26 protein-coding genes are annotated in these 24,680 nt (G+C 63.6%); 21 read left to right on the forward strand and 5 right to left on the reverse strand.

Features of this window, described 5'->3' with window-relative positions; all coding sequences use genetic code 11:
- Positions 1-11 precede the first annotated feature (11 nt).
- Together AB3X98_RS39685 and AB3X98_RS39690 are read left to right on the forward strand one after the other, a co-directional pair.
- The gene (locus AB3X98_RS39685) at positions 12-569 is read left to right on the forward strand and encodes an XRE family transcriptional regulator (RefSeq protein WP_342947506.1); all 558 of its coding nucleotides are present in this window, start codon (positions 12-14) and stop codon (positions 567-569) included.
- Positions 570-1,173: 604 nt separating this feature from the next.
- Complete coding sequence (locus tag AB3X98_RS39690) at positions 1,174-1,452, forward strand: HU family DNA-binding protein (RefSeq protein WP_028207645.1); 279 nt, start codon at positions 1,174-1,176, stop codon at positions 1,450-1,452.
- A gap of 229 nt (positions 1,453-1,681) precedes the next feature.
- On the opposite strand, the gene AB3X98_RS39695 is transcribed toward AB3X98_RS39690, so the two are convergent.
- Both AB3X98_RS39695 and AB3X98_RS39700 read right to left on the reverse strand, forming a co-directional pair.
- On the reverse strand, positions 1,682-3,184 hold the full coding sequence (locus tag AB3X98_RS39695; protein WP_368606390.1) for a diguanylate cyclase: 1,503 nt from the start codon (positions 3,182-3,184) through the stop codon (positions 1,682-1,684).
- A 149-nt stretch (positions 3,185-3,333) separates the two neighbouring features.
- A complete protein-coding gene (locus tag AB3X98_RS39700) occupies positions 3,334-3,711 on the reverse strand; it encodes a DUF427 domain-containing protein (protein WP_368606391.1) in 378 nt (125 codons plus the stop codon).
- Positions 3,712-3,929: 218 nt separating this feature from the next.
- Between AB3X98_RS39700 and ssuD the strand changes: the two genes are divergently transcribed.
- The 3 genes from ssuD (at position 3,930) to AB3X98_RS39715 (ending at position 6,800) form a co-directional block, all read left to right on the forward strand.
- Positions 3,930-5,075, forward strand: coding sequence for an FMNH2-dependent alkanesulfonate monooxygenase (gene ssuD, locus AB3X98_RS39705; protein WP_069268891.1), 1,146 nt, complete (start codon positions 3,930-3,932; stop codon positions 5,073-5,075).
- A gap of 151 nt (positions 5,076-5,226) precedes the next feature.
- A complete protein-coding gene (locus AB3X98_RS39710; RefSeq protein WP_368606392.1) occupies positions 5,227-5,472 on the forward strand; it encodes a helix-turn-helix domain-containing protein in 246 nt (81 codons plus the stop codon).
- 2 nt (positions 5,473-5,474) lie between these two features.
- Entirely contained in the window at positions 5,475-6,800 is a 1,326-nt protein-coding gene (locus tag AB3X98_RS39715; RefSeq protein ID WP_342947509.1) for a type II toxin-antitoxin system HipA family toxin, read from the forward strand.
- A gap of 57 nt (positions 6,801-6,857) precedes the next feature.
- Here the strand turns inward: AB3X98_RS39715 and AB3X98_RS39720 are convergent, their stop codons facing one another.
- Positions 6,858-7,778 carry a LysR family transcriptional regulator gene (locus AB3X98_RS39720; protein ID WP_069268894.1) on the reverse strand — a complete coding sequence of 307 codons (921 nt, stop codon included), beginning with the start codon at positions 7,776-7,778 and terminating at the stop codon, positions 6,858-6,860.
- A 195-nt stretch (positions 7,779-7,973) separates the two neighbouring features.
- On the opposite strand from AB3X98_RS39720, the gene AB3X98_RS39725 reads away from it, so the two are divergent.
- The 16 genes from AB3X98_RS39725 (at position 7,974) to AB3X98_RS39800 (ending at position 23,602) form a co-directional block, all read left to right on the forward strand.
- Positions 7,974-9,110, forward strand: a complete 1,137-nt coding sequence (locus AB3X98_RS39725) for a muconate/chloromuconate family cycloisomerase (RefSeq protein WP_342947510.1) — start codon at positions 7,974-7,976, stop codon at positions 9,108-9,110.
- Positions 9,111-9,138: 28 nt separating this feature from the next.
- Positions 9,139-9,429 (forward strand): muconolactone Delta-isomerase, encoded by a 291-nt coding sequence (gene catC, locus AB3X98_RS39730; RefSeq protein WP_069268896.1) that lies wholly within the window; start codon positions 9,139-9,141, stop codon positions 9,427-9,429.
- Between the two features lie 44 nt (positions 9,430-9,473).
- A complete protein-coding gene (gene catA / locus AB3X98_RS39735; RefSeq protein WP_069268897.1) occupies positions 9,474-10,409 on the forward strand; it encodes a catechol 1,2-dioxygenase in 936 nt (311 codons plus the stop codon).
- Positions 10,410-10,523: 114 nt separating this feature from the next.
- Positions 10,524-11,894: a Rieske 2Fe-2S domain-containing protein gene (locus tag AB3X98_RS39740; protein ID WP_342947511.1), complete on the forward strand. Its 1,371-nt coding sequence runs from the start codon at positions 10,524-10,526 to the stop codon at positions 11,892-11,894.
- Positions 11,891-12,379, forward strand: a complete 489-nt coding sequence (gene benB, locus AB3X98_RS39745; protein WP_368606393.1) for a benzoate 1,2-dioxygenase small subunit — start codon at positions 11,891-11,893, stop codon at positions 12,377-12,379. Before AB3X98_RS39740 ends, benB begins: the two co-directional genes overlap by 4 nt.
- 52 nt (positions 12,380-12,431) lie before the next feature.
- The gene (gene benC, locus AB3X98_RS39750; protein ID WP_368606394.1) at positions 12,432-13,454 is read left to right on the forward strand and encodes a benzoate 1,2-dioxygenase electron transfer component BenC; all 1,023 of its coding nucleotides are present in this window, start codon (positions 12,432-12,434) and stop codon (positions 13,452-13,454) included.
- Positions 13,451-14,227: a benzoate diol dehydrogenase BenD gene (benD, locus tag AB3X98_RS39755; protein ID WP_368606395.1), complete on the forward strand. Its 777-nt coding sequence runs from the start codon at positions 13,451-13,453 to the stop codon at positions 14,225-14,227. The genes benC and benD overlap by 4 nt, the downstream gene beginning before the upstream one ends.
- An 84-nt stretch (positions 14,228-14,311) precedes the next feature.
- Positions 14,312-15,046, forward strand: a complete 735-nt coding sequence (locus AB3X98_RS39760) for an ABC transporter substrate-binding protein (protein ID WP_368606396.1) — start codon at positions 14,312-14,314, stop codon at positions 15,044-15,046.
- 483 nt (positions 15,047-15,529) lie between these two features.
- On the forward strand, positions 15,530-16,690 hold the full coding sequence (locus AB3X98_RS39765) for a porin (RefSeq protein WP_069268903.1): 1,161 nt from the start codon (positions 15,530-15,532) through the stop codon (positions 16,688-16,690).
- Between the two features lie 208 nt (positions 16,691-16,898).
- A complete protein-coding gene (locus AB3X98_RS39770) occupies positions 16,899-17,327 on the forward strand; it encodes a MarR family winged helix-turn-helix transcriptional regulator (RefSeq protein ID WP_069268904.1) in 429 nt (142 codons plus the stop codon).
- A 41-nt stretch (positions 17,328-17,368) separates the two neighbouring features.
- Positions 17,369-17,512 carry a hypothetical protein gene (locus AB3X98_RS39775; RefSeq protein ID WP_176733003.1) on the forward strand — a complete coding sequence of 48 codons (144 nt, stop codon included), beginning with the start codon at positions 17,369-17,371 and terminating at the stop codon, positions 17,510-17,512.
- Between the two features lie 32 nt (positions 17,513-17,544).
- Positions 17,545-18,231, forward strand: a complete 687-nt coding sequence (locus AB3X98_RS39780) for a trimeric intracellular cation channel family protein (RefSeq protein WP_368606402.1) — start codon at positions 17,545-17,547, stop codon at positions 18,229-18,231.
- Positions 18,232-18,572: 341 nt separating this feature from the next.
- Complete coding sequence (locus AB3X98_RS39785; RefSeq protein ID WP_342947517.1) at positions 18,573-19,676, forward strand: porin; 1,104 nt, start codon at positions 18,573-18,575, stop codon at positions 19,674-19,676.
- Between the two features lie 54 nt (positions 19,677-19,730).
- Positions 19,731-22,262, forward strand: a complete 2,532-nt coding sequence (locus tag AB3X98_RS39790) for a glucose/quinate/shikimate family membrane-bound PQQ-dependent dehydrogenase (RefSeq protein ID WP_368606397.1) — start codon at positions 19,731-19,733, stop codon at positions 22,260-22,262.
- Positions 22,263-22,401: 139 nt separating this feature from the next.
- Complete coding sequence (locus tag AB3X98_RS39795) at positions 22,402-23,439, forward strand: porin (protein WP_368606398.1); 1,038 nt, start codon at positions 22,402-22,404, stop codon at positions 23,437-23,439.
- A gap of 22 nt (positions 23,440-23,461) precedes the next feature.
- Positions 23,462-23,602 carry a hypothetical protein gene (locus AB3X98_RS39800; protein WP_368606403.1) on the forward strand — a complete coding sequence of 47 codons (141 nt, stop codon included), beginning with the start codon at positions 23,462-23,464 and terminating at the stop codon, positions 23,600-23,602.
- A 535-nt stretch (positions 23,603-24,137) separates the two neighbouring features.
- On the opposite strand, the gene AB3X98_RS39805 is transcribed toward AB3X98_RS39800, so the two are convergent.
- Positions 24,138-24,476: a hypothetical protein gene (locus tag AB3X98_RS39805; protein WP_368606399.1), complete on the reverse strand. Its 339-nt coding sequence runs from the start codon at positions 24,474-24,476 to the stop codon at positions 24,138-24,140.
- A partial coding sequence (locus tag AB3X98_RS39810; RefSeq protein WP_368606400.1) for a hypothetical protein occupies positions 24,473-24,680 on the reverse strand: 208 nt, incomplete at its 5' end. The genes AB3X98_RS39810 and AB3X98_RS39805, both read right to left, overlap by 4 nt.

Genomic DNA, 24,680 nt, shown 5'->3' on the forward strand with positions numbered 1-24,680 from the left:
GAGAGAACCGCATGGACCAGCAGGACGAAATCGAAGGCCTCGCGATCCTCATTCGCGATCTGCGCAAGCACAAGAAGGTGACGCTCGCCGAACTCGCACAAAAGATCGGCCGCTCGGTGGGCTTTCTTTCGCAGGTCGAGCGGGGGCTTTCGCGGCCCACGGTGGCGGATCTCACGTCGATCGGCGAGGCGCTGCAGACGCCCACCACGTACTTCTATAGCGTGAGCATGCCGCGCGAACTGCCGTGGGTCACGCGGCCAGGCGAGCGGCGCACGCTCTACTATGGCGGCGGCATCACGGACGTGCTCGTTTCGCCCAGCATGTCGTCGGGTTTTTCGATGCTGGAGAGCCGGCTCGATCCCGGCGCGACGAGTGGCGAGCGCCCCGTGGACGACAGCGACGAGCAGGGCGGCTTCGTGCTCGAAGGCGAGCTGACGATCTGGCTGGAGGATAGCGAAGAACCCGTGACGCTGCGGGCCAACGACAGCTTCCAGTTGCCGGCGCGTTGCCGCTTTCGCTACGCCAATCTCGCCGATGTGCCCGCGCGCGTACTTTGGGTTTTCACCTGAGCCCGGCTGTCGCGATCGAAGGCGGCGAGTCTACAGGTAATCAGCATCACTGATCAATACAGCCATGGATAGCGAGATTTCCTTTGGTGCAGACGCCACCAAAGTCGAAAGGCGTTCACGCTGCCTTACGTTGCGCAACTGAAAGACAGGATGCGATTCGGGCCGCCGCGATCCGCATTCTGGAGGACGGCTGATGCATTCGCCCCGGTCGACCCAGTCCGCCTGGCTCGCCAGACGCCGCCCGAGTGATGCTTCCGGAGGGTGACAGCAGGCTGGCGGCGCCTTTTTTTCTGGCTCGGTCATAACCGGAAATATTCCCGGTTTTCGCTATGCGTCAGCGGCCATCTGCACGAACCATTCCTGTATAAACCCGTTTTAAACCGCCGCAATGTCGTTTTTGCGCATTTTTGCCAATTTTTAACGTGTTTTTGTCTACACACTGACGCCGTGTTGTGCTATTGATTCGGCTTTCGCCGTCATGCGCGTGGGAGGCAAAACACGTGCCGGGCGGGCGATCGGCGCGTTTCCATATGCAACGCGATTTGCCTGTTTTGCCCGCGTGAGGTAGGGTATGCAGGTTTTCTCAACTCAACACAGGTAGCAGATGAACAAACAGGAACTCATTGACGCAGTCGCCGCTAGCACGGGCGAGACCAAGGCAGCGACGGGTGCAGCCATCGACGCGATCCTCGACGTCGTCACGCGTGCGGTCACCTCGGGTGACTCCGTGCAACTCGTCGGCTTCGGCTCGTTCTCGACTGGCCAGCGTGCCGCCCGCGTGGGCCGCAACCCTGCCACGGGCGCGGAGATCCAGATTGCCGCGGCCAAGACGGTGAAGTTCACCGCTGGCAAGGCATTCAAGGACGCCGTCAACGCGTCGTGATGCCAGGTCGCCGTCATGGCGGACGCGCGTGGCTGGCTCGCTTGCTGGCGCGCGGCGCAGCATCACGCCAGCACGGTAGCCCGCACTCAGGCCGGTGGCGTCGCGCCGCTAGCCTGAGTGTGTGAAACGAGGGCGCAAGGCCTTCGGCAAGCCGGCATGCTCACATGCCGGCCGCTTTTTCTTCCCCGCTTTTCTTACGGTATCCGAAGCTTTTCGCGCGCCTCGGGCTTCAGGCATCACGCGCCGCGTCGGTTTCCAGCGACGTGCGGCTCGTTTCGTTGCGGCGGCGCTTGGCCTCGTACATCGCCGCGTCTGCTTCACGCAGCATCGCTTCCACGCTTTCGCCTTCCTCGCAGCCGGCAAAGCCCATTGAAAAGCTCAGCTTCGGTCCGCCGTAGAACTGGTTGTTCAACTCCACCAGTTTGTTGATGCTGTCCACCACGGTTTCCGCATCGCGCAGATCGGCGCCAGGCATCAGTACGGCGAATTCGTCGCCGCCAATGCGCGCAGCTTGCCAGGGCTTCTGGATCGCTTTCGCGAGCACTTCACCAGCGCGGCGCAGCAACGCGTCGCCGGCGGCGTGGCCGAGCTGGTCGTTCACCGTCTTCAGATTGTCCATATCGACGACGATCGCGCTCACCGGGAACGGCCCCTTGCGATGCAGTCGGTTGAGTTCGTCCACATAGAACGAGCGGTTCTTGAGCTTCGTGAGCACGTCGTGCTTGCCGAGGAATTCTAGGTAGGCCTCGGCTTTCTTGCGCGCCGTGATGTCGGTGAGCGCGAGCAGCACGAGGTCCCACTGCGCTTCGTGGCCTGGGAACACGGAAAACTGCAGGTGTACGTTGACCTCGCTGCCGTCGAGCGCGTAGTTCACCACCTCTCGCTGCTGAAAGAGGCGGCCTTCCCAGAGATCGAGCAACTGCTCGCGAAAGTGCGGGCGCATTTCGTCGCGGAACACCTCGGGCAGGCGCGCGAGCAGCGTGGCTTTGTCCGGTGCGCGAAACATGCCCAGCGTGTAGTGATTCACGTCGAGCACCTGGATTTCGCTCATGCAGCGCTCGACAAATTCGGGGTGCACGTCGGTAAAGGTACGAAAGTCGACGATGCCCTGCTCACGGACCTCGTTGAGCAGCTCGCGAATGGCAGAGAAGTTTTCGACCCACAGCGATACCGGCGAGTGTTCGAAAACGCCGAGCGCGTATTGCTCGCTCACCGTCGCCCGATGGCGCGCTTCTTCGAGCGCCGAGACATCTTCGATCGCCACGAGCACGCGGCTCCAGTCGGCTTCGTGGCCCGGCAGAATCACGCCACGCAACAGGATGTCCATGCGCCGGCCGCGCAGCGTGTAGTTCACGCTCTTGCTCTCGAACGTGCTGTGCCCGTCCCACATCTGCTCGAGCTCGCCGACGTGCGCCTGGAACATGTCGTCGCGCAGCACCTGCGGAAGATGCGCGGCAAGTTCTTCATAGTCGCGCGCACCGTAAAGATCGAGCGTATGGCGGTTGACCTTGAGCACGCGAATGCAGGCCGAGCATTCGGCCACGCGGCGCGGATCGTCTTCGAGGAACTGGCGCAGGCTGGTCACGCCTTGTGCGCGCCAGCTGTCGAACAGCGCTCGCAGCTGGCTATAGTCTTCGAGCCACAGCGAAGTGGGCGTTACGTCGAAGAAGTCGAGCAGATCGACGCCCATGTTGGCAAAACTGGCCGCGGTGGCCGGGGTGCCTTGTTGCATGTCGGTTGGATGTAAGGGAACGGGGTGCGGCGGGCTGCGCCGCACGAATTACCGAATCCTGGCACACCTTGGGGCCCGAGTGGGCATCGACGATGCAGATGTCGCGTCGCATGGCGATACGTTACGCATCGAAAGGCGGCGCAGGGCGCTCAGTCGGACGTCTCGATCGAATCGACACGATCCGGGTAGAACGCAAGATGGTCCTTGATTGCCGACACCGCTTCATGCGGCGTTTCATAAGTCCATATTGCGTTTATGGCTCGCTCGCCGCCTGGCGTGATCGAATAGTACGAAGCCTCGCCCTTGTACGGGCACCAGGTCTTGTGTTCCGTGCGTGAGAGCAGCGACATGTCGGCGTCCTCGCGCGGTATGTAGAACACGGCCGGATAGCTCGCCTCGCGCAGCGTGAGCGCGCGGCGCGTGTCGGCGATCACGCGGCCGCCTGCTGTCACCACCACGTGTGTGCGCGCCGGTTCGACCGTGATCGGATGATCGGGGCCGGGAATTTTGGCGGTCCGTGTGTCCATGGCTGGGTTCCTCGCGAAAGGGGTTGGAAATGCGGACGTTTAGCCGAATACATCATATGCAATTGCAGATTAACTGGTAGGGGAAAACGCTGCAGGCTGTTTCAATGAGGGCGCGACAGAGTTCGACGCACGGGCGGCGATAGTCACGCGATTGCGCCGCGCGCCATCGTGCTTCCAGTCTTCACCCGCGCCTTCATTTACCCGCAGCAGGATCACTGATGAGCCTCGATATCTTCTGGTTCTTGCCGACTTCCGGCGACACCCGCTACCTCGGCAAATCCGATTTCGGCCGCGCGCCGACCAACGCCTATATGCGCCAGATCGCCGTGACCGCCGAAGAGCTCGGCTACGACGGTCTCCTCATTCCCACCGGGAGCAGCTGCCTCGACCCGTGGGTGACGGCGGCGAGCCTCGCGCCCGTCACGCAGCGCATCAAGCTGCTCGTCGCGCTGCGCACGTCGCTCGGCGGTCCCACCGCTTCGGCGCGCCAGGCGGCCACGCTCGACCAGGCGTTGAACGGCCGTTTGCTGCTCAACGTCGTGCCGGGCGGCGACGCCACCGAACTCGCGGCCGACGGCGTGTTCCTCGCGCACGACGAGCGCTATGAAGCCGCCGACGAATTCCTGACGATCTGGCGCGACCTGCTGCGCGGCGAGACGGTGAACTTCGAGGGCAAGCATTTGCGCGTGCAGGGCGCGCAGAACTTTCACGCGCCGGTCCAGACGCCGCATCCGCCGCTGTATTTCGGCGGCTCCTCGCCGGCGGCGCACGAACTGGCGGCAAAGCACGTGGACGCCTATCTCACGTGGGGCGAGCCGCCCGAGGCCGTTGCGCAGAAGTTCGCCGATATCCGTGCCCGGGCGGCACGCCATGGACGCACGCTCAAGCTCGGCGTGCGCCTGCATGTGATCGTGCGCGAGACCAACGACGAAGCGTGGGCCGCTGCTGAGCGCCTCATCAGCAAGCTCGACGACGACGATATCCGCCGCGCCCAGGAAAACTACGCGAGCATGGATTCGGTGGGCCAGCGCCGCATGGCCGAGTTGCACGGCGGCAGCCGGGACAAGCTCGAGATCAGCCCGAACCTGTGGGCCGGCGTGGGCCTCGTGCGCGGCGGCGCGGGCACGGCGCTCGTGGGCGATCCGCAAACCGTGGCGGCGCGCCTCAAGGAATACGTGGATGCCGGCGCGGACAGTTTCGTGCTCTCCGGCTATCCTCACCTCGAAGAGGCGATTCGCTTCGCCGAACTGGTGTTCCCGCTGCTACCGGGCAAGAAACCGGTGACGCTGCGCGACCAGGCTCTGACGGGCGGCGCGTTCGACGTGCGTGCGCATGAGCGGGCGCAGCAGGCCGCTCGCGCGTGAGCATCGCCGTGCGCGGCAACCGGGGCCGGTTCCTGGAGCCTTGCCGGACGATTATTCGTGGGAGCGATATGTCCGTTTTATTCGTGTGAATGATATTGGCGAAATATTCCCCACAGGCATATAATCGGTTTATGCCTCACAGGAATATGCCATGAAGATCATCGTCCAGACGCCAGGCGGGCTTGGCGAGATTCTGCAATCGGCCCGCAAGGCGCGCGGCATGACCCAGGCGCAGGCCGCGGCGCATCTCGGCATCGGCCAGCCGCGTCTTTCCGCGCTCGAAACCACGGGTGCCGCCAGCCTCTCGCTCGAGCAGATGCTCGCGCTTTTCGCGCTCTACGGGCTGGAATTCTGCGTGCAATCGCGCGAGGCGGCGGCCGGCGCGCCGGAGTGGTGAGCATGGGCCGCAAATCGCATTCGCGCGCGCTATCGATCTGGGCCAACGGCGAGCGTGTGGGCACGTGGGTCATGACGTCCGCCGGCGACACCGAGCTGCGTTATGACGACGCCTGGAAGCGCTCGGCCGTGGGCCGGCCGCTTTCGCTCTCGCTGCCGTTCGGCATCGGCGACGTGCCGTTGCGCGGTGAGCGCGTGCAGCACTATTTCGACAATCTCCTGCCCGACAGCGAGCCCATCCGCCGCCGCATCGCCACGCGCTTTCGCACCGATACGCTCGAGGCCTTCGACCTGCTCAAGGCCATCGGGCGCGATTGCGTGGGCGCGGTGCAACTGCTGGGCGAGGACGAAACGCCGGGGCGCGTCGACCGCATCGAAGGCACCGCGCTGAGCGATGCCGTCATCGAGCGCCTGCTGCTCGAAACGGCCGGCGCGCTGCCCGGTGGCGCGCACGAGACTGACGATCTGCGCATTTCGCTAGCGGGCGCGCAGGAGAAGACCGCGCTCCTGCGCCACCGCGGCAAATGGCTGCTGCCGCGCGGCGCCACGCCCACCACGCATATTCTCAAGCTGCCACTCGGGCTGATCGGCCATCGCAAGGTGGACTTCAATACCTCGGTCGAAAACGAATGGCTTTGCCTGGCATTGCTGAGGGCCTATGGGTTGCCTGCTTCGCAGGCGCAGATACTCCACTTTGGCGCGCAGAAGGTGCTCAGCGTGGAGCGCTTCGATCGTACGCGCTCGCGCGCCGGTGGCTTGCTGCGCCTGCCGCAGGAGGACTTCTGCCAGGCGCTCGGCGTGCCGCCGCATCGCAAGTACGAAGCGCATGGCGGCCCCGGCGTGCGTGAAATTGCGGGTCTCCTGCGCCAGTCGCTGCAGGCACGGGAAGACCTCGAAACGTTTCTCACTGCGCAAATCGTCTTCTGGATGCTCGCAGCGCCGGATGGCCACGCGAAGAATTTCAGCATCCGCCTGCTGCCGGCAGGGCGCTTTCAGCTCGCGCCGCTCTATGACGTCATGTCGATCTGGCCCGTCGAGGGCGACGGCGGCAATCAATGGTCGTGGCACAAGGCGTCGCTCGCCATGGCGGTGTGGGGCAAGGCGCGCCACTATCGCATGCGCGACGTGAAGCGCACGCATTTCGACGCCACCGCGCGGCTGTGCCACTACGGGCCGGATGCGGGCCCGCTGGTCGAGCGCGTGCTGGCGCGTACGCCCGCTGCGATAGAGGAAGTCGCGGCGGCGCTACCGGAAGGCTTTCCCGAGCGGGTAGCCGAGCGACTCTTCGACGGCTTGCGTTTTTCGGCGGAGCGACTGGCTGCGCAGTGACGGTGTGCGCCGCCGTACCCGAATTCCTGAACGAACAGGCTTAGACGGCACATCGCTTCACGACTTTTGCTTCTTCGAAGGCAGCCACGTTTGAGGCTCGGCGTACATTTCCTTGACCAGTTGCTTCACGAGATCGACGTAGACTGAATTGTCGTTGACGCGGTGATTCAGGATGATTGGCGAGGTCGCGTGGTCACTGTCTATCAGCCGGTAGTGCACGTCCTGCCGCAACTGCCGCGCTGATGCGGGGATCACGCATACGCCGAACTCGGCCGCGACGAGCCCCAGCGCCGTCTGGATTTCCCGCACTTCCAGCACTTCACCCGGTTGCACGCCGTCGCCGTGCAACACGTTCAATACCTGATCGGCAAAGCTGGGGCGCGGCTCCTTGGGATAAACAATCAGTTTCTGCCCGGCCAGTTGCTCGATGGGGATGGGTGTGGATTCCTGCGCCATCTCGCTGCCGATCGGCACCACCACCGCCAGCGGCTCTTCGCGCAGGACGATGCCGGCCACGTTGGGGTCGCTGTGGCGCACGCGTCCGAAGCCGATGTCGATACGGCCTTCCTTCAACGCCTCGATCTGTTGCACCGACATCAGTTCGACCATCTGGATGTCGAGTTCCGGCGCATTCTGGCGCAGCTTGCGCATCAACGGCGGCAGTCCCGAATACAGAACGGAGGCGACGAAGCCGATCGACAGCACGGTGCGGTGATGCAGTCCCACGTGTTTGGCGGTCGCCTGCAGTTGTTCGACGCGCCCAAGAATCTGCATGGCCTGCTCGTAGACGAGCCGCCCCGCATCGGTCGTGCGCACCGGTCTCGTATTGCGAATCAGAAGGGGCACGCCGATCTCTTGTTCGAGCAACTGAATTTGCCGGCTCAGTGGCGGTTGAGCGATGCAAAGCTGTTCCGCGGCGCGCGTGAAATTGCGCTCGCGCACGACGGCAACGAAGTAACGAAGCTGGCGGAGATCCATGGTTCCTTCCCAAATGAAGCCATCAAATTGTCAATACCCTGAAAATATGATGCGCCGCAATATTGGCCTGCTTATGGGCGATTGCGGGGTTTCCATATTACAAAGGTATGGAATTGGACGCAAATAGTATTGGATCAGGCTCAGGCGCGGCGTGTATAAATCCACCATACCTTCTTCACTTACGCAGCCTTCGAGATGACTTCCGCCACGATCGAACGTATCGAAACCCGCCTCGTCGATCTGCCGACGATTCGCCCTCACAAGCTGTCCGTCGCCACGATGTACGGGCAAACCCTGATGCTGGTGAAGGTGTATTGCAGCGATGGCGTAACCGGCATCGGTGAAGGTACGACGATTGCCGGCATGGCCTACGGTCCGGAAAGCCCGGAAGCGATGAAGCTGGCGATCGACGCCTACTTCGCCCCGGCGATGATCGGCCAGGACGCCACGCGAATCCAGGCGCTCATGGCGCATCTGGGCAAGCTCGTGAAGGTCAATCACTTCGCCAAGTGCGCGCTGGAAACGGCGCTGCTCGACGCGCAGGGCAAGCGTCTCTCCGTGCCGGTGAGCGAACTGCTGGGCGGCCGCCGCCGCGAACGCCTGCCGGTGGCATGGACGCTCGCTTCGGGCGATACCGCCAAGGACATCGCCGAAGCCGAGACCATGCTCGAAGTGCGCCGCCACAAGATCTTCAAGCTGAAGATCGGCGCGAAAGACCTCAAGACCGACATCAAGCACGTGGCCGACATCAAGAAGGCGGTGGGCGATCGTGCCGTCGTGCGCGTGGACGTCAACATGGCCTGGAGCGAGACGCAGGCGGCCTGGGCGATTCCCGCATTGGCCAACGCGGGCTGTGAACTGGTCGAGCAGCCGGTCGCTTCGCCCGCGGCGCTTGCGCGCCTCATGCGCCGGTTCCCGATAGCGTTGATGGCCGACGAAATCCTGCAGGGACCGGAAAGCGCGTTCGAGATCGCGAAGAACGAGGGCGCCGATGTGTTCGCGATCAAGATCGAACAAAGCGGCGGACTGTTCGCGGCGCAGCGCGTGGCCACGATTGCGGACGCCGCGGGTATCGAACTGTACGGCGGCACGATGCTCGAAGGCGCATTCAGCACGGTGGCGTCGGCGCATCTGTTCGCGAGCTTCGCCAACCTGCAGTGGGGCACCGAACTGTTTGGCCCCTTGCTGATCACCGAAGAAATTCTGACGACCCCGCTGGACTACAGCAACTTCGAGCTGACCGTGCCGAACGGTCCGGGCCTGGGCATCGAACTGGACGAAGCGAAGGTCAAGCGCTTCACCCGCGACGGCCTCATGAAAGCCACGAAGTAATCCGGACACCTGATAAACGGACAAGACGATGCTATTCCACGTACGCATGGATGTGAACATCCCGGCCGACATGCCGGCCAATGTCGCCAACGAAATCAAGGCGCGCGAAAAAGAGTACTCGCAGGAACTGCAGCGCAGCGGCAAGTGGCGCCATATCTGGCGACTGGTGGGCGAGTACGCGAACTACAGCATCTTCGACGTAGAGAGTAATGCAGAGCTGCACGACATTCTCACCGCCTTGCCGCTTTTCCCGTACATGAAGATAACGGTCACGCCGTTGTGTCGCCACCCGTCCTCCGTCAGGGCCAACGACGCTTGAGCTGATTCCCCCTCAATACCAGCAAGCACCAGGAGACAAACACCATGAGCGCAAAAGTATTCGACACGAAGGAAGTGCAGGACCTGCTGAAGGCCGCTGCGAATCTCAACGGCAGCAGCGGCAACGCGCGTTTCCAGCAGGTCGTTTATCGGCTGCTGGGCGACCTGTTCAAGGCCATCGACGATCTCGACATCACGCCCGATGAGGTCTGGGCCGGTGTGAACTATCTGAACAAGCTCGGCCAGGACGGCGAAGCGGCGCTGCTCGCCGCCGGCCTCGGCCTCGAGAAGTACCTCGACATCCGCATGGACGCCGCAGACAAGGCGGTGGGTCTCGAAGGCGGCACGCCGCGCACGATCGAAGGGCCGCTGTATGTGGCAGGCGCGCCGGTGCGCGAGAGCGTTTCGCGCATCGACCTGAACGCCGACGCCGATGCGGGTCCGCTCGTCATTCACGGCACGGTCACCGGCCTCGACGGCAAGCCGCTCGCCGGCGCCCTGGTCGAATGCTGGCACGCCAATTCGAAGGGCTTCTACTCGCACTTCGACCCGACCGGCGCACAGGACGACTTCAACCTGCGCGGCGCGGTGAAGACCGGCGCGGACGGCAAGTACGAATTCCGCACGCTGATGCCGGTGGGTTACGGTTGCCCGCCGCAGGGTTCGACCCAGCGTCTGCTGGACGGCCTCGGCCGCCACGGCAACCGCCCGGCGCACGTTCACTTCTTCGTGACGGCGGATAACAGCCGCAAGCTCACCACGCAATTCAATATCGAAGGCGACCCGCTCATTTGGGACGACTTCGCCTACGCGACGCGTGAAGAGCTGATTCCGCATGTGGCCGAAAAGACCGGTGGCACCGCGCTCGGCCTGAAAGCCGACACGTACAAGGACATCGAGTTCAACTTCACGCTCACGCCGCTGGTCCAGGGCAAGGACAACCAGCTCGTCCATCGCCTGCGCGCCGCAGCGACGGCGTAATCGCCCCAGCATGGCGGCGGCACGTTGCCGCCGCCACTCCTTTCTTCGCGATCATCATTCGACACCGATGCAGGAACTCCGTACTGCGTGTGGAGTATGCATAGGAGAGCTAATATGTCAGCCATCATCGACAAAGCCAGTGACCTGGATCATCTGCTGTCCACCGCCGTGCAGGACGACAAGCAAAACGGTGTGTTCCGTTGCCGCCGCGACATCTTCACCAATGCCGACCTGTTTGAACTGGAGATGAAATACATCTTCGAGAAGAACTGGGTGTACCTCGCGCACGAAAGCCAGATTCCCGAAAACAACGACTACTACACCACGTGGCTCGGTCGTCAACCGGTCGTCATCACGCGCGACAAGACCGGCACGCTCAACGCCGTGATCAACGCCTGCGCGCACAAGGGTGCCATGCTGTGCCGGCGCAAGCACGGCAACAAGGGCAGCTTCACCTGTCCGTTCCACGGCTGGACGTTCTCCAACACCGGCAAGCTGCTCAAGGTGAAGGATGAAAAGACCACGGAATACCCCGTGCAATTCAACAAGCAGGGCTCGCATGACCTGAAGAAGGTCGCGCGCTTCGAGAACTACCGGGGCTTTCTGTTCGGCAGCCTCAACGCCGACGTGCAGCCGCTGGAAGACTACCTCGGCGAAGCGAAGATCATCATCGACCAGATCGTCGACCAGTCGCCGAGCGGCCTCGAAGTGCTGCGCGGCAACTCCTCGTATGTCTACGACGGCAACTGGAAGATGCAGATGGAGAACGGCTGCGACGGCTACCACGTCAGCACCGTGCACTGGAATTACGCCGCGACCATGGGCCGCCGCAAGGAAGACGGCACCCAGGCGGTGGACGCCAATAGCTGGAGCAAGTCGGTGGCGGGTGTTTACGGCTTCGACCACGGCCACATCCTCTTGTGGACGAACACGATGAACCCCGAAGTGCGGCCGGTCTACAAGCATCGCGACGAAATCAGGGCGCGCGTGGGGGAAGTGCAGGCCGATTTCATCGTCAACCAGACGCGAAACCTGTGCCTCTACCCGAACGTGTTCCTGATGGACCAGTTCAGCACGCAGATTCGCGTGGTGCGCCCGATCAGCGTGGACAAGACCGAAGTGAACATTTTCTGCTTCGGGCCGAAGGGCGAGAACGCGGAAGATCGTGCGACGCGCATTCGCCAGTACGAGGACTTCTTCAACGTCACGGGCATGGGCACCGCCGACGACCTCGAAGAGTTCCGCGCCTGCCAGGCGGGTTACGCCGGCACGACGGCGATGTGGAACGATCTCTCGCGCGGCGCGCCGCTGTGGGTCGAAGGCGCGGACGACAACGCGAAGAAGATGGGCCTCAAGCCGGTCATTTCCGGCGAACGCAGCGAAGACGAAGGGTTGTTCGTGGTTCAGCACGAGTACTGGGTGCACGCCATGCGCGACGCCCTTGAGCAGGAACTGAACCACGCACAAGCGGGAGCGCAGGCATGAGCAACGATTACCAGACAATCTGCGCCGCGCTGTACCGCGAAGCGCGCCTGCTCGACGATCGCCAGTGGGAAGAATGGCTCGCCTGCTACGCAGAAGACGTCACTTACTGGATGCCCGCGTGGGACGACGATGACCAGCTCACCGACGACCACGAATCGCAGATCTCGCTGATGTACTACCCGGATCGCGGGGGGCTCGAAGACCGTGTATTCCGCATCAAGACCGAACGCAGCGGCGCCTCGATGCCGGAGCCGCGCACGAGCCACAACGTCACGAACGTGGAAGTGCTGGCGGACCGCGGCGAGGAAGTGGAAGTGCGCTACAACTTCCACACGCTCAATCATCGCTACCGGGCCACGGACCATTTTTTCGGCACGATGTTCGTCACGTTGCGTAGGGCCGGCGACGGCTTCCTGATCGCCTACAAAAAGATCGTGCTGAAGAACGACTACATCCGGCAGGTGCTCGACGTCTATCACGTGTGAAGTCACGTTCGACATCGAGCCTCAGTTTCAACATGGGATAGAAGGAGACACCATGTCCAGCTACAAGATTGCACTCAATTTCGAAGACGGCGTCACGCGTTTCATCGACTGCAAGGCGGGCGAAAAAGTGCTCGATGCGGCCTTTCGCGCGCGCATCAACCTGCCGATGGATTGCTCGGACGGCGTGTGCGGCACCTGCAAGTGCCGCGCGGAAAGCGGCAGCTACGACCTGGGCGAAGACTTTATCGAGGACGCGCTGACCGAAGACGAAAAGGACAGCGGTCTCGTGCTCACCTGCCAGATGGTGCCGGAAAGCGATTGTGTGATCGCGATTCCCGCATCGTCCACGGTCTGCAAGACAGGGCAGAGCAAGTTCGCGGCGACGGTCGCGAAGGTCGAACAGCACAACGACGCCGCGGTCGTGCTCGAACTGGATGTCGACGCAGCGGGGCCCGTGTTCCTGCCGGGCCAGTACGTCAACATCGACGTGCCGGGCAGCGGCCAGCATCGTTCGTATTCCTTCTCTTCCGCACCGGGCGAATCGAAAATCAGCTTCCTGATCAAGAAGATTCCGGGCGGCGTGATGAGCACGTGGCTCGAAGCCGCACAAGCGGGCACGAAGCTCGAATTGACGGGGCCGCTCGGCAGCTTCTATCTGCGCGACGTGCAGCGGCCGCTGCTGTTCCTCGCGGGCGGCACGGGTCTCGCGCCGTTCCTCTCGATGCTGGAGGTGCTCGCGCGCACCAACGCGCAGCAGAAGGTGCACCTGATTTACGGCGTCACGCGCGACCTCGACCTGGTGCTCGTTGAAGCCATCGAAGCCTACGCGGCGAAGCTGCCGAACTTCAGCTTCGCTACCGTGATTGCCGATGTGGAATCGAATCACCCGCGCAAGGGCTGGGTCACGCAGCATATTCCCGCGGACGCCCTGAACGACGGCGACGTCGACGTGTATCTGTGCGGGCCGCCGCCGATGGTGGACGCCGTGCGCAAGTATTTCGACGACGAAGGCGTGAAGCCCAACAGCTTCCACTACGAGAAGTTCACTCCCAACGTAGTCCCGACGGCGGCATGATCATGCAACGATTCGCAGGCAAGGTCGTCGTCGTCACCGGGGCGGCGCAGGGAATTGGCCGCGGCGTGGCGCTGCGTGCGGCGGCCGAAGGCGGCCAGGTGGTGTTCGTCGATCGGGCGGATTTCGTGGCCGAAGTCGCGGCCGAGGCGCAGGGCGCGCAAACGGCGGGCTTCGTCGCCGACCTCGAAACGTATGAAGGCGCGAAAGCGGCGATGGATTTCGCCGCGCAGAAGTTTGGCGGCATCGACATTCTCATCAACGGCGTGGGCGGCGCCATCCGCATGCGTCCGTTCGCGGAATTCGAGCCGGCGCAGATCGATGCGGAAATCCGCCGCTCGCTCATGCCCACGCTTTACGCATGCCATGCCGTGCTGCCGCATTTGCTCGAACGCGGGCGCGGAACCATCGTCAACGTGTCGTCGAACGCCACGCGCGGTATTCGCCGCGTGCCGTATTCGGCCGCGAAGGGCGGCGTGAATGCGATGACGCAGTCGCTGGCGATGGAATACGCGGAGCACAATATCCGCGTGGTCGCCACGGCGCCGGGCGGCACCGAAGCGCCGCCGCGCCGCATTCCGCGCAATGCCGCGGGCGACAGCAAGCAGGAAAAGGCCTGGATGGGCGAGGCGGTGCGCCAGGTCACCGATTCGACCTTCTTCAAGCGCTATGGCAGTCTCGACGAACAGGTCGCGCCGATCCTCTTTCTCGCTTCGGACGAGGCGAGCTATATCACCGGTTCGATCTTGCCGGTCGCCGGTGGGGACACGGGCTGAGCGATGAACGCGTGGTGATGGTGGGCGCGCACAGGCGGGCGGGGTGATATGCTCGAAAGACCCCGATTTCGCCCCGCGTTCCCCATGTCCATCGATCCCGCTGTCGTCAAAGCCTTCGCGCCCACGGGCACGTTGCGCGCCTCCATCAATCTCGGCAATCCGATACTCGCGAATCGCGATGCGGCGTCGGGCGAACCGTTCGGCGTTTCCGTCGATCTCGCGCGCGCTTTCGCGCAGCATTTGGGTGTGCCGCTCGAACTTGTCGTATTCGACGCAGCGGGCAAGTCCGTCGAAGCCGTGAGCGACGAACGCGCGGACTTTGGCTTCTTTGCCGTCGATCCCAAGCGAGGCGAAACGATCGCGTTCACCGCGCCTTATGTATTGATCGAAGGCTTCTATCTGGTTCGCAACGATTCGCCGGTGCGTACCAATGCCGAGGTCGATCAACCGCATAACCGCGTGGCCGTGGGCAAGGGCAGTGCCTACGATCTTTTTCTCACGCGTGAACTGAAGCAGGCGCAAATCGTGCGCGCACCGACTTCGCCCACCGTCGTGCAGACCTTCCTCGAACAAGGGCTCGAAGTGGCCGCAGGGGTGAAGCAGCAACTCGAAGCCGATGCCGCGAAAGCCGGCGGCTTGCGTCTGCTCGACGAACGCTTCATGGTGATTCGCCAGGCCATGGGCGTCGCAAAGCGCCGCGGTCCGCAGGCCGCCGAAGCGCTTGGTGCGTTTGTCGAAACGATGAAGGCATCGGGATTCGTCGCGCAGGCATTGGAGCGTCACGCCATAGCGGGCGCCTCGATTGCGCCGGCTGCTTGAACGAATCAGCCAAAAGAGAGTGCGCATTAAAAGAATAATCAACGCGCTCCACAGGGCCGATTAGCTCAGGGATTCTCGATGAAGATAATCGGCCTTTCTCGCCTGGCTTAATGCATCGCTTCGAAAGCATTATGTAATTGTCTCGACGATATTCACGCCCCGCACATTCCTCGACGTGCGTCGAGCCTTGCCGAGCGTGGTTGTGCCATCGACGCCACGTCACTCGAATTTCGACACCATTTTTATTTTCGGCACCCTATCATGCGGGTGTTCGATTCGCCCGCACTCACCGCACGATTTCCATTTTTGCCATTGCTCTATCAACACTGGTCAATTGCGTAACTCGCAATAATCATCGGTGGATTGCTTTTCGATTTTGAATCCGCACCGAAATGGAATGCACGCATATGAGATTGCACGTCGATGGTGCCGGCCGCCTGAATTCGATGCATTGACCCACCGCCCAATCCGGAGCTTAAAAACATGAAAAAATCGCTACTCGCCGCGGCACTTCTGAGCGCCTTTGCTATTTCGGCGCACGCGCAAAGCAGCGTGACCCTCTACGGCCTGATCGACACCGGTCTCGTCTACACGAACAACCAGTTCGGCCATAGCAACTGGCAGCTCAACAGCAGCTCCACGCAGAATACGGTATTCGGCCTCAAGGGTTCGGAAGATCTGGGCGGCGGTCTGCACGCAATCTTCAAGCTCGAACAAGGCTTCCTGCTCAACAACGGTGCGCAGGCGTTCTCGGGCCTCGGCTTCGGCTCGCAAGCGTGGGTGGGCCTGCAAAGCGATCCGTACGGCACGCTGACGTTCGGCCGCCAGTTCGACGTGATGAACGACCTCGTCGGCCCGCTCACGGCAGAATTCAACACGTGGGGCGGCAGCCTCGCGGCTCACCCGTTCGAGAACGACAACCTCGCTGCGAACTCGGTGGTCATCAACAACTCCGTCAAGTACGCGAGCCCGACCTGGTACGGCGTGACGTTCGAGACGATGTACTCGTTCAGCAACAAGGCCGGCGACTTCGCGAACAACCGCTCGTACGGTTTCGCCGTTTCGTATAGCCAGGGCCCGCTGAACCTCGCAGCCGGCTACCTGCAGTTCAACAATGCGGGCAACAGCAGCGGCGCGGTCACCTCCAGCGACACGAGCGCAAACTTCCTGGCGGAACGTCAACGCGTCTGGTCGCTCGGCGGCAACTACACGTACGGCCCCGCGACGGTGGGTCTGGTCTGGAGCCATTCGCAGATCGACAACGCCTCAGGCGTCTACTCGTTCGGCACGGGCACCTATCTTGGCTCGAACGACGACTCGGCCGGCTCGCTCGCCGGTTCGCTGCGCCTTGACAACTTCGAAGCGAACGTGAAATACGCGCTCACGCCGGCATGGAGCGTTTCGGGTGCGTACACGTACACGCACGGCGCCTACAACGGCACGAACCCGGGCTGGAACACGGCGATGCTGCAAACGGACTACGCCGTCAGCAAGCGCACCGACTTCTACCTCGAAGGCGTATACCAGAACGTGCACGGCGCACCGCAAGGCTCGGTGCTTTCGCACGCCATGATCAACACGCTTTCGCCTTCGTCGACCGATACGCAGGTTGCCGTGACGGTGGGCATGCGTCACGCGTTCTAAGTCGATTCGGCGATGACGTCCGCGGGGCATCTGTCCCCGCCGGACGTTTCCCCCTGCGCGACGGGCTTCCTCTCGAACGAGGGCCCGCCGCGTTGTCACATCCGCATCCCCGCATCCGCTCGATCGTGTTTCCCCGATCCAGATAGTTGAAGTTTTCAACTATTTGACTATACTGGCGTCCAGCTAGCGTACGGATGGGAGCAGGCATTTGTATTCCGATTTCCTCACCTTCAGGCTCGATCAAACGAGCGCGCTGCTGATGGATCGCGCCAACGCGGTCTACCGCGAGCGCTGGGATCTCGACGTGCGTGCCATGCGCGTGCTGCGCATCATCCGCGCCGAGCCGGGCATCACGCCCAAGGCCGTTTCGCAGCGAGCGCTCATCGAAAAAACGCTGCTTTCCAAAACGCTCGGCGAACTCGAATCGCGTGGTCTGATTGGCCGCGGCACGCATGCGCTAGACCGGCGCAGCGTCGTGCTGCGCGTCACGCCCGAGGGCGCGAAAGTGGCGAATGCCTCGGAAAAGGCCGGCTCGAAGCTCGAAGCCGAACTCGCGGCCGTCCTCACCGAACACGAGCGCAAGACGCTCGACCAGTTGCTCGCCAAGCTTGCGCAGAGCCTGATCGACGGTGTTTGAGATCGCGGCGCGCACGCCGCACATTGCACAATGAAATACGCATGAAGGAGTCGTCCATGCCGCATCTGGTCGAAACCGTGGCGCCCGCCATTGGCGCGCTGCTCGACCCCACCTTACGCACCGGCCTCGAAGCGATGCTGTGCGCGGCCGCCGCCTGGCTCGGCCGCGAAAGCGAGGCGGCGTGAGCGTGGCACTCGGGGCGCACGTGGGCGCGCATATCAACGCTCACACGGCCTATACGGTACTCGACCTGATCGGCACATTCGCCTTCGCGATCTCTGGCGCCGTTGCCGCGCGGCAGCGGCGGCTGGATCTGTTCGGCATCGTCGTCGTGAGCTTCATGGTGGCGTGCGGCGGCGGCATCATCCGCGATCTGTGCATCGGCGCGGTGCCGCCAGCGGGGCTCGCGAACTGGGCCTACCTCGCCGTCACGCTGCTGGCTACGGGGCTGACCATTGCCGCGTATCCGCAGGTGCGGCGGCTACGTCATCCCGTGCTGTTGTTCGATGCGATCGGTCTTGGACTCTTTGCGGTGGCAGGCGCGCAGAAGGCGCTTGCGTACAGCCAGAGCGCGGAGCCGGCCATCCTCCTCGGCATCGTGAGCGCGGTGGGCGGCGGCGTGATGCGCGACGTGCTGCTCTCGCGCGTGCCTGCCATTCTCGAGCGCGAGATCTATGCGTCGGCGGCGCTGCTAGGGGCCGCCGTGCAGGTGGGGCTCACGTATGCGGGCTGGTCGACGTTCTGGACGCCCTGGGTGTCCGTGATTTCGTGCGTGGCGCTGCGACTGGCGGCGCTCTACTTCGGCTGGCGTTTGCCGGTTTTTCACGCTGCGCGCTCGGCTCAGCCGCAACCTGCCCAGCGTGGCGACGCCGCGAAGGCCGATTCGCGGCACGACGCGCGCTAGCGCCAATCACCTTACGCCACGGGTTCGAACGCGATTTCGTCCCGTTCGCACCGCGCTGATCTTCGGGCCGAAGCTGCGGATGTTCGAGAGCGTCGCGTTGTGGTGCGCATGGTGCGGCGCGGCACGCGAAATGCTCTGCGCCACCACCGCCGTCGCGCGCATGCAACTGTGCGTCATTCGCCGTCCAGCCAGAATGCGGCTTTCTTCACCACGCGCTATGCTTTTTGGTGCGCGATGTGGCCGGCATGAGCCCGGCCACGCCGGCTTGTCTGCACGTTCAACCATGTTATCCGCCCCGGCATGGACCGGATCAAGCAAGAAGACTCCACGAGGGAGCCAACGTGAAAGCGACTCTGGGCGTAGTCGTGCTGCTCGCCGCCAGTTCGGCCGCGAGCGCACAATCGAGCGTCACGATGTATGGCCGCGTGGATGGCGGCATCGAATACCTCAATCACATCGCGAACGGCAACGGCGGCAGTTCGAGCCGCTGGAGCGCCGAAGGCGGCGACTGGGGCACCAGCATGTTCGGCCTCAAGGGCACTGAGGACCTGGGCGGCGGCAGCGCCGCGATCTTCAACCTCGAAACCGCCGTGCAGATCATGAACGGCACCACGGGCGGCGGCCGGCTCTGGTCGCGCCGTGCCTATGTGGGTTTGAAGAACGACACATGGGGGCAACTGCAAGCCGGCCGTAATCTCTTCATCGACAGCGACGGCGTGTGGGCATTCGATCCGTTCGTGCAGCAGGCAGTGTCGTCGGCCTCGCTCGTGCGCGGGCGCAACTGGCAGCAAACGAGCAACAACGTCGAGTATCACAGCCCGGTATGGAACGGCCTCGACGTGCAGGGCCAGTATTCGTTCGGCAACCAGCCAGGCAACTTCAACGCCGGCGCCGAAGGCGAGTTCGGCCGCTCGGACGGCATCATGCTCTCGTATCACTCGCCGCTCTTCGACCTGCGCGGCATCTACGACGAACTACGCGATTCGAGCGGGCGCTTTTCCAACATCTTCACGGCCTCGCGCGAATACTTCGTGGGCGGCAACCTGCGCGTGCAGAAGTTCAAGATCCAGGCGGCGTACACGCATTACTCCGCACCCGATTCGCCGCCCGGCATTTCCGATACGGCCGACCACTACTGGCTGGGCGCGACCTGGCAGGCCACCCCGAAGTGGGCGGTGACCGCCGCGGGTTTCTATATTCATGTAGGCGAGGGCGGCGGCGACGCCTCGCACGACCCCGCGAGCCACGCCATGCTCTACGCGCTGGGCGCGACGTACAACCTCAGTGCGCGCACGTTCCTGTATGGCACGGTCGCGTATGTGGACAACAGCAAGAACGGCACGTTCTCGGTGTTCGCGACGCCGCGCGACTCGAGCACGCCGACCAGCCCCATGGCTGGCCAATCGCAGACGGGCGCCTACGTGGGGATGATGCACGTGTTCTGACGCCACGCTTTTTCCGCCATCGCAGACGACATTCTTCGAGGAAGGGTTGAGATCATGGCCAGACTATCGAAACCGCTGGGCTTCATCGGCGTCATCTCCGTGCTGTTCACCTTGCTCACGGCGGTGTATCTGCTGGCTGGCGGCGTGTGGCTCATGTCGCTCGGCGGCTCGCCTTACTACGTCGTGACGGGCGTGCTGCTGCTCGTCTTCGCGTGGCTGCTGTGGCGCGCGAGCCCCTCGGCGTTCGTGCTCTATGCGATCGTGCTGATCGGGACGGCGATCTGGGGCCTCTGGGAGTCGGGGCCGGACTTCTGGGCGCTCGTGCCGCGCTCGGGCGTGCTGGTGGTGTTCGGCATCTGGCTGCTCGTGCTCATGAGCTGGCATCTGGAGCGCCCGCGCCAGTTCGGCGTGCTTGCGCTCGTGGTCGGGCTGCTCGTATGGGGCGGCGTGCTCGTGTATGCGCATTTCAACGACCCGCAGCAGATCAACGGCTCGCTCGCGGCGGTGAGGGCCACGCCGGCGCCGAGCGTCGACGGCATCGAGCCGTCCGAATGGCCCGCTTATGGACGCGACCAGCAAGGCACGCGCTATTCCCCGCTGCAGCAGATCACGCCCGAGAACGTGCATAACCTCCAGGTGGCCTGGACCTTCCGCACCGGCGACATGAAAGGCCCCAACGATCCGGTCGAGATCACCAACGAAGTCACGCCGATCAAGATCGGCGATCTGCTTTACCTGTGCTCGCCGCACCAGATCCTGTTCGCGCTCGACGCCCAAACCGGCGAGCTCAAATGGAAGTTCGATCCGAAGCTTCAGGCCGATCCTTCGTTCCAGCACGTGACCTGCCGGGGCGTGTCGTTCGTGGACCTTTCGGCGGCGTCCGTGAACGCCGCGGCGGCGGACCTGGGAGCGACGGCGACAACGCCCGCGGCCGCATCGGACGCCGCGGCGGCTTCCGGAACCGAAGCGGGTGGGCCAGCCAGTGATCCCGCGTCGGCAACGCAAGCCGCCGCGCCCGCGAGCGCACCCGCGGCCGCAGCAACGTCTGCCGCCGCGAACGGCACCTGCATGCGACGCATCCTGCTGCCCGTGAACGACGGCCACCTGTATGCACTCGATGCGCTGACGGGCGAGCGCTGCGCGGGCTTCGGCAACAACGGCGACCTCGACCTGCAGCACGCCATGCCGGTCACGACGCCGGGCATGTACGAGCCCACCTCGCCGCCGATCGTCACGAACAAGGTGATCGTCGTGGCAGGCGCCGTGGAAGACAATTTCTCGACGCGCGAGCCCTCCGGCGTGATCCGCGGCTTCGACGTGCGCACGGGCGAATTGCTGTGGGCGTTCGATCCGGGCGCGGCGGACCCGAACAAGATTCCGGGCCCCGGCGAGCACTACGTGTGGAATTCGCCGAACTCGTGGGCGCCGGCCGCCTACGATGCCAAGCTCGACATCGTTTATCTGCCGATGGGCGTGAAGACGCCGGACATCTGGGGCGGCGACCGCACGCCCGACCTCGAGCGCTACGCAACGGGCCTGCTCGCGCTGCACGCGTCGACCGGCAAGCTCGCCTGGTTCTACCAGACGGTGCACCACGACCTGTGGGACATGGATCAGCCCTCGCAGCCCACGCTCGCCGACATCACCGACAAGGACGGCAAGACCGTGCCGGTGGTGTACGCGCCTGCGAAGACGGGCAACCTGTTCGTACTCGACCGCCGCACGGGGGCACTCGTGGTGCCCGCGCCCGAAATGCCGGTGCCGCAGGGCGCGGCGCCCGGCGACCACGTCTCGGCCACGCAGCCGTTCTCGGCGCTCACGTTCCGGCCGTCGAAGAATCTTACCGACGCCGACATGTGGGGCGCCACGATGTACGACCAGCTCATCTGCCGCGTGATGTTCCACCAGCTGCGCTATGAAGGCACGTTCACGCCGCCTTCGCTGCAAGGCTCGCTGATCTTCCCGGGCAACCTCGGCATGTTCGAATGGGGCGGCCTCGCCATCGACACCGACCGGCAGATCGCCGTGGCGAACCCCATCGCGCTGCCGTTCGTCTCGCGGCTCATCCCACGCGGGCCGGGCAATCCGCTCGAGCCGCAGCCGGGCGCGAAGGGCAGCGGCACGGAGGCGGGCATCCAGCCGCAATACGGCGTGCCTTACGGCGTGACGCTCAATCCGTTCATGTCGCCGATCGGTTTGCCTTGCAAGCAGCCGGCGTGGGGTTATATCTCCGTCGTCGACCTGAAGACCAACCAGATCGTCTGGAAAAAGCGCATCGGCACGACGCGTGACAGTTCGCCGATTCCCGTGGCCTTCCGCACGGGCATGCCGATGCTGGGCGGTCCGATGGTGACGGCGGGCGGCGTGATCTTCATCGGCGCGACGGCGGACAACTACCTGCGCGCCTTCGACGTGAACAACGGCAACCGGCTCTGGCAAGCGCGGCTGCCGGCGGGCGGCCAGGCCACGCCGATGACGTACGCGGTGAACGGCCGCCAGTTCGTCGTGATCGCGGCAGGCGGGCACGGCTCGTTCGGCACGAAGCTCGGCGACTACGTGATTGCCTACGCGCTGCCGAAGCAATAAGCAACGCGCGGCCGCCCGGCTGCACCGGGTGGCCGCGGCTTGCGGTTTTTCCACGCGGCGGCAGGTCACAAGCACGACGCCTGCCGCCCCTCATGCAGCATGCGACGCACCGCTCGTGCGCTTCACCCGCTTTTCCCACATGAGTCGAACATTGCGCGCAGCGCGCGCCTGGGCGGTGTTGTCTGCGGCAACCTTCGCCACGTTGCACACGATAAGCGCACACGCGCAAAGCTCGGTCACGCTGTACGGGGCGCTCGACACGAGCATCGAAGTGACGAATCCGGGCGCGGGCTGGGTCGCGCGCATGGACTCGGGCGCGTATCGCGGCTCGCGCTTCGGGCTGCGGGGCGTGGAGGATATCGGCGGCGGCATGAAGATATTGTTCGAGCTGGAAAACGGCTTCGGCTCCAACGACGGCACCTTTGCCGTAGCGAACACGATCTTCAACCGCCAGGCGTGGATAGGAGTCGGCACGCAGTGGGGCACGGTGCGCGTGGGGCGGCAATACTCGCCGATCTATATCCCGTTCAAGGGACAGCTCGACGCGTTCGGCGCGGGCACCATCGCTTCGGGCCTCAACAATCTGTCGAAGATCACGCCTTATGAAAGCAACGCGATCACGTATCTGTCTCCCGACATCTACGGTTTCTCGACCACGCTGATGGCCTCGCTGCGCGATCCGTCCACGGGCAGCAACGGGCTGGCCGGCAACATCGAAACCGTCGAGTGGCGGCACGGACCGTTTCGCATCTCCTGGGCGCATCAACAGCAAAACGGCGATGGCGCGCTGCGAGCCAATCTGGGCGGCGTGTCGTATGTGCTCGGGCCGGTGACCGGGTTTCTCGCGTACTTCAACGGCGATGGCGGCACGCCGCGCAACCACAACAACGGCGTTTCGGTCTCGGCGCGCTATGCGGTGACCTCGCGGTTTCGCGCTTCACTGGGTTACGCGTGGGTGCACGACCTCTCGGGCGCCGACAACGACGCCGACCAGTTCAGCGCCGCGTGCGAGTACGACCTCTCGAAGCGCGTGCTGCTCTACGCGAGCGCAGGGTGGCTGCGCAATCGCAATCAGGCGACCTTCACGCTGCGCGGTGTGAACGTCACCGGCCTTCCGCCGTCCTGGCCGGGTGCGCCTGTGCGCGGCGTGCAGTTCGGCATGATCGACCGCTTTTAAAGCGTACGGCTTGCGCCGGGCATTGCACGATAAAGTGGCGCTAGCGGACTTCCCAGGCGCGCTGATCGTGGCCTCGCACGACGCCGATTTCATCGCCGCGCTCGCGCCGACGCATACGATGCAATGGAGCCGCGAGGGATGGCGTTACGATCCCGTCATCTGATCCATCCATCGGATAACGAATCGTGCGACCTGATACATAGTCTTACTTAACGATTTCACTGCCGATCTCCCTGGAATCGGCAGGCGGTTTCACATGCGTCCATGCCTACGGATGTGACTGTACGTCGGAAGCACTCCATTCAATTGGGCGAAATGCGGGGACTTGCCCGGCCAAATTGCTCCGTTGCCTTTGCCGATTCGCCCCTGTCGTGATGGCCGCGAAAATACGGTAAAACTTGCTTTTCTGACGTTTCCTCAGACTACGCTGCGAGCGCAACGGTCGCGGCAATAACGCCGGGAATTTCGTGGATCTCGCGCTTCGGCGAGTGCGTTGGTCCGAGGCGATCATCTGCAATCCAAAGAAAAGGCCTCGCTCGCTAACGCTGGCGCATTCGGGCTGTCTGGCGGTGTTTGCAACGCGGAGATCGCGACGCCTAGTCGAAGGCCGTGCAGAGGCGCTCGATCGGTACCGCGATCAGTATGCAGATCGAAAAAGCGAGACCAAAAGTGAAGGCCACGGAAGCCGTCGCTCCGCACTAGGCGACGAAGCGGTTGGCGTCGCGTTTTTCGTGCGCGACGTAGGCAATCTTGCGCCAGGCGCGGCCGGCGGCGTAGGTAATGGCGAGTGCAAGCACGAGCGCACAAACCGAGGCGATGCCGAGGATCCACTGCGTGCCGTGCCAGCCTGGCATCGGATCCTGCGTGACGACGTCGGCGCAGGCCGTGGAAACGAGCGTGACGCCGAGCGCCAGATGCAGCAGCCAGATGAGCGGCACCGCGCACAGACCGAGCCAGGCGGCGACGCGCTGTGCGCGCGTTGGCTCTGGGTGGGAACCGGCGCCGGGTGGTTGCCCGGATGTGGGGGCGGGCGTCATGGGTTCCTCCAGTGAGGCGGCATGGGTTCGCGGCGCAGGAGATGTGCCCGGTGGACGTTATTCGATTTTACATAACACAAATTATCGAACTTTTTGATGTGAGGGCTACGTCCTAATGTCGTGTTCTGGCTATTTACAGATGTCGTGTTTTTGAGCGCTGGCAAGCTGGCAGACTGCTGCAACCGCTGCGGGGCCTGCCATGAA

Source organism: Paraburkholderia sp. BR14312 (assembly GCF_040948675.1).
Classification (GTDB): domain Bacteria; phylum Pseudomonadota; class Gammaproteobacteria; order Burkholderiales; family Burkholderiaceae; genus Paraburkholderia; species Paraburkholderia nodosa_A.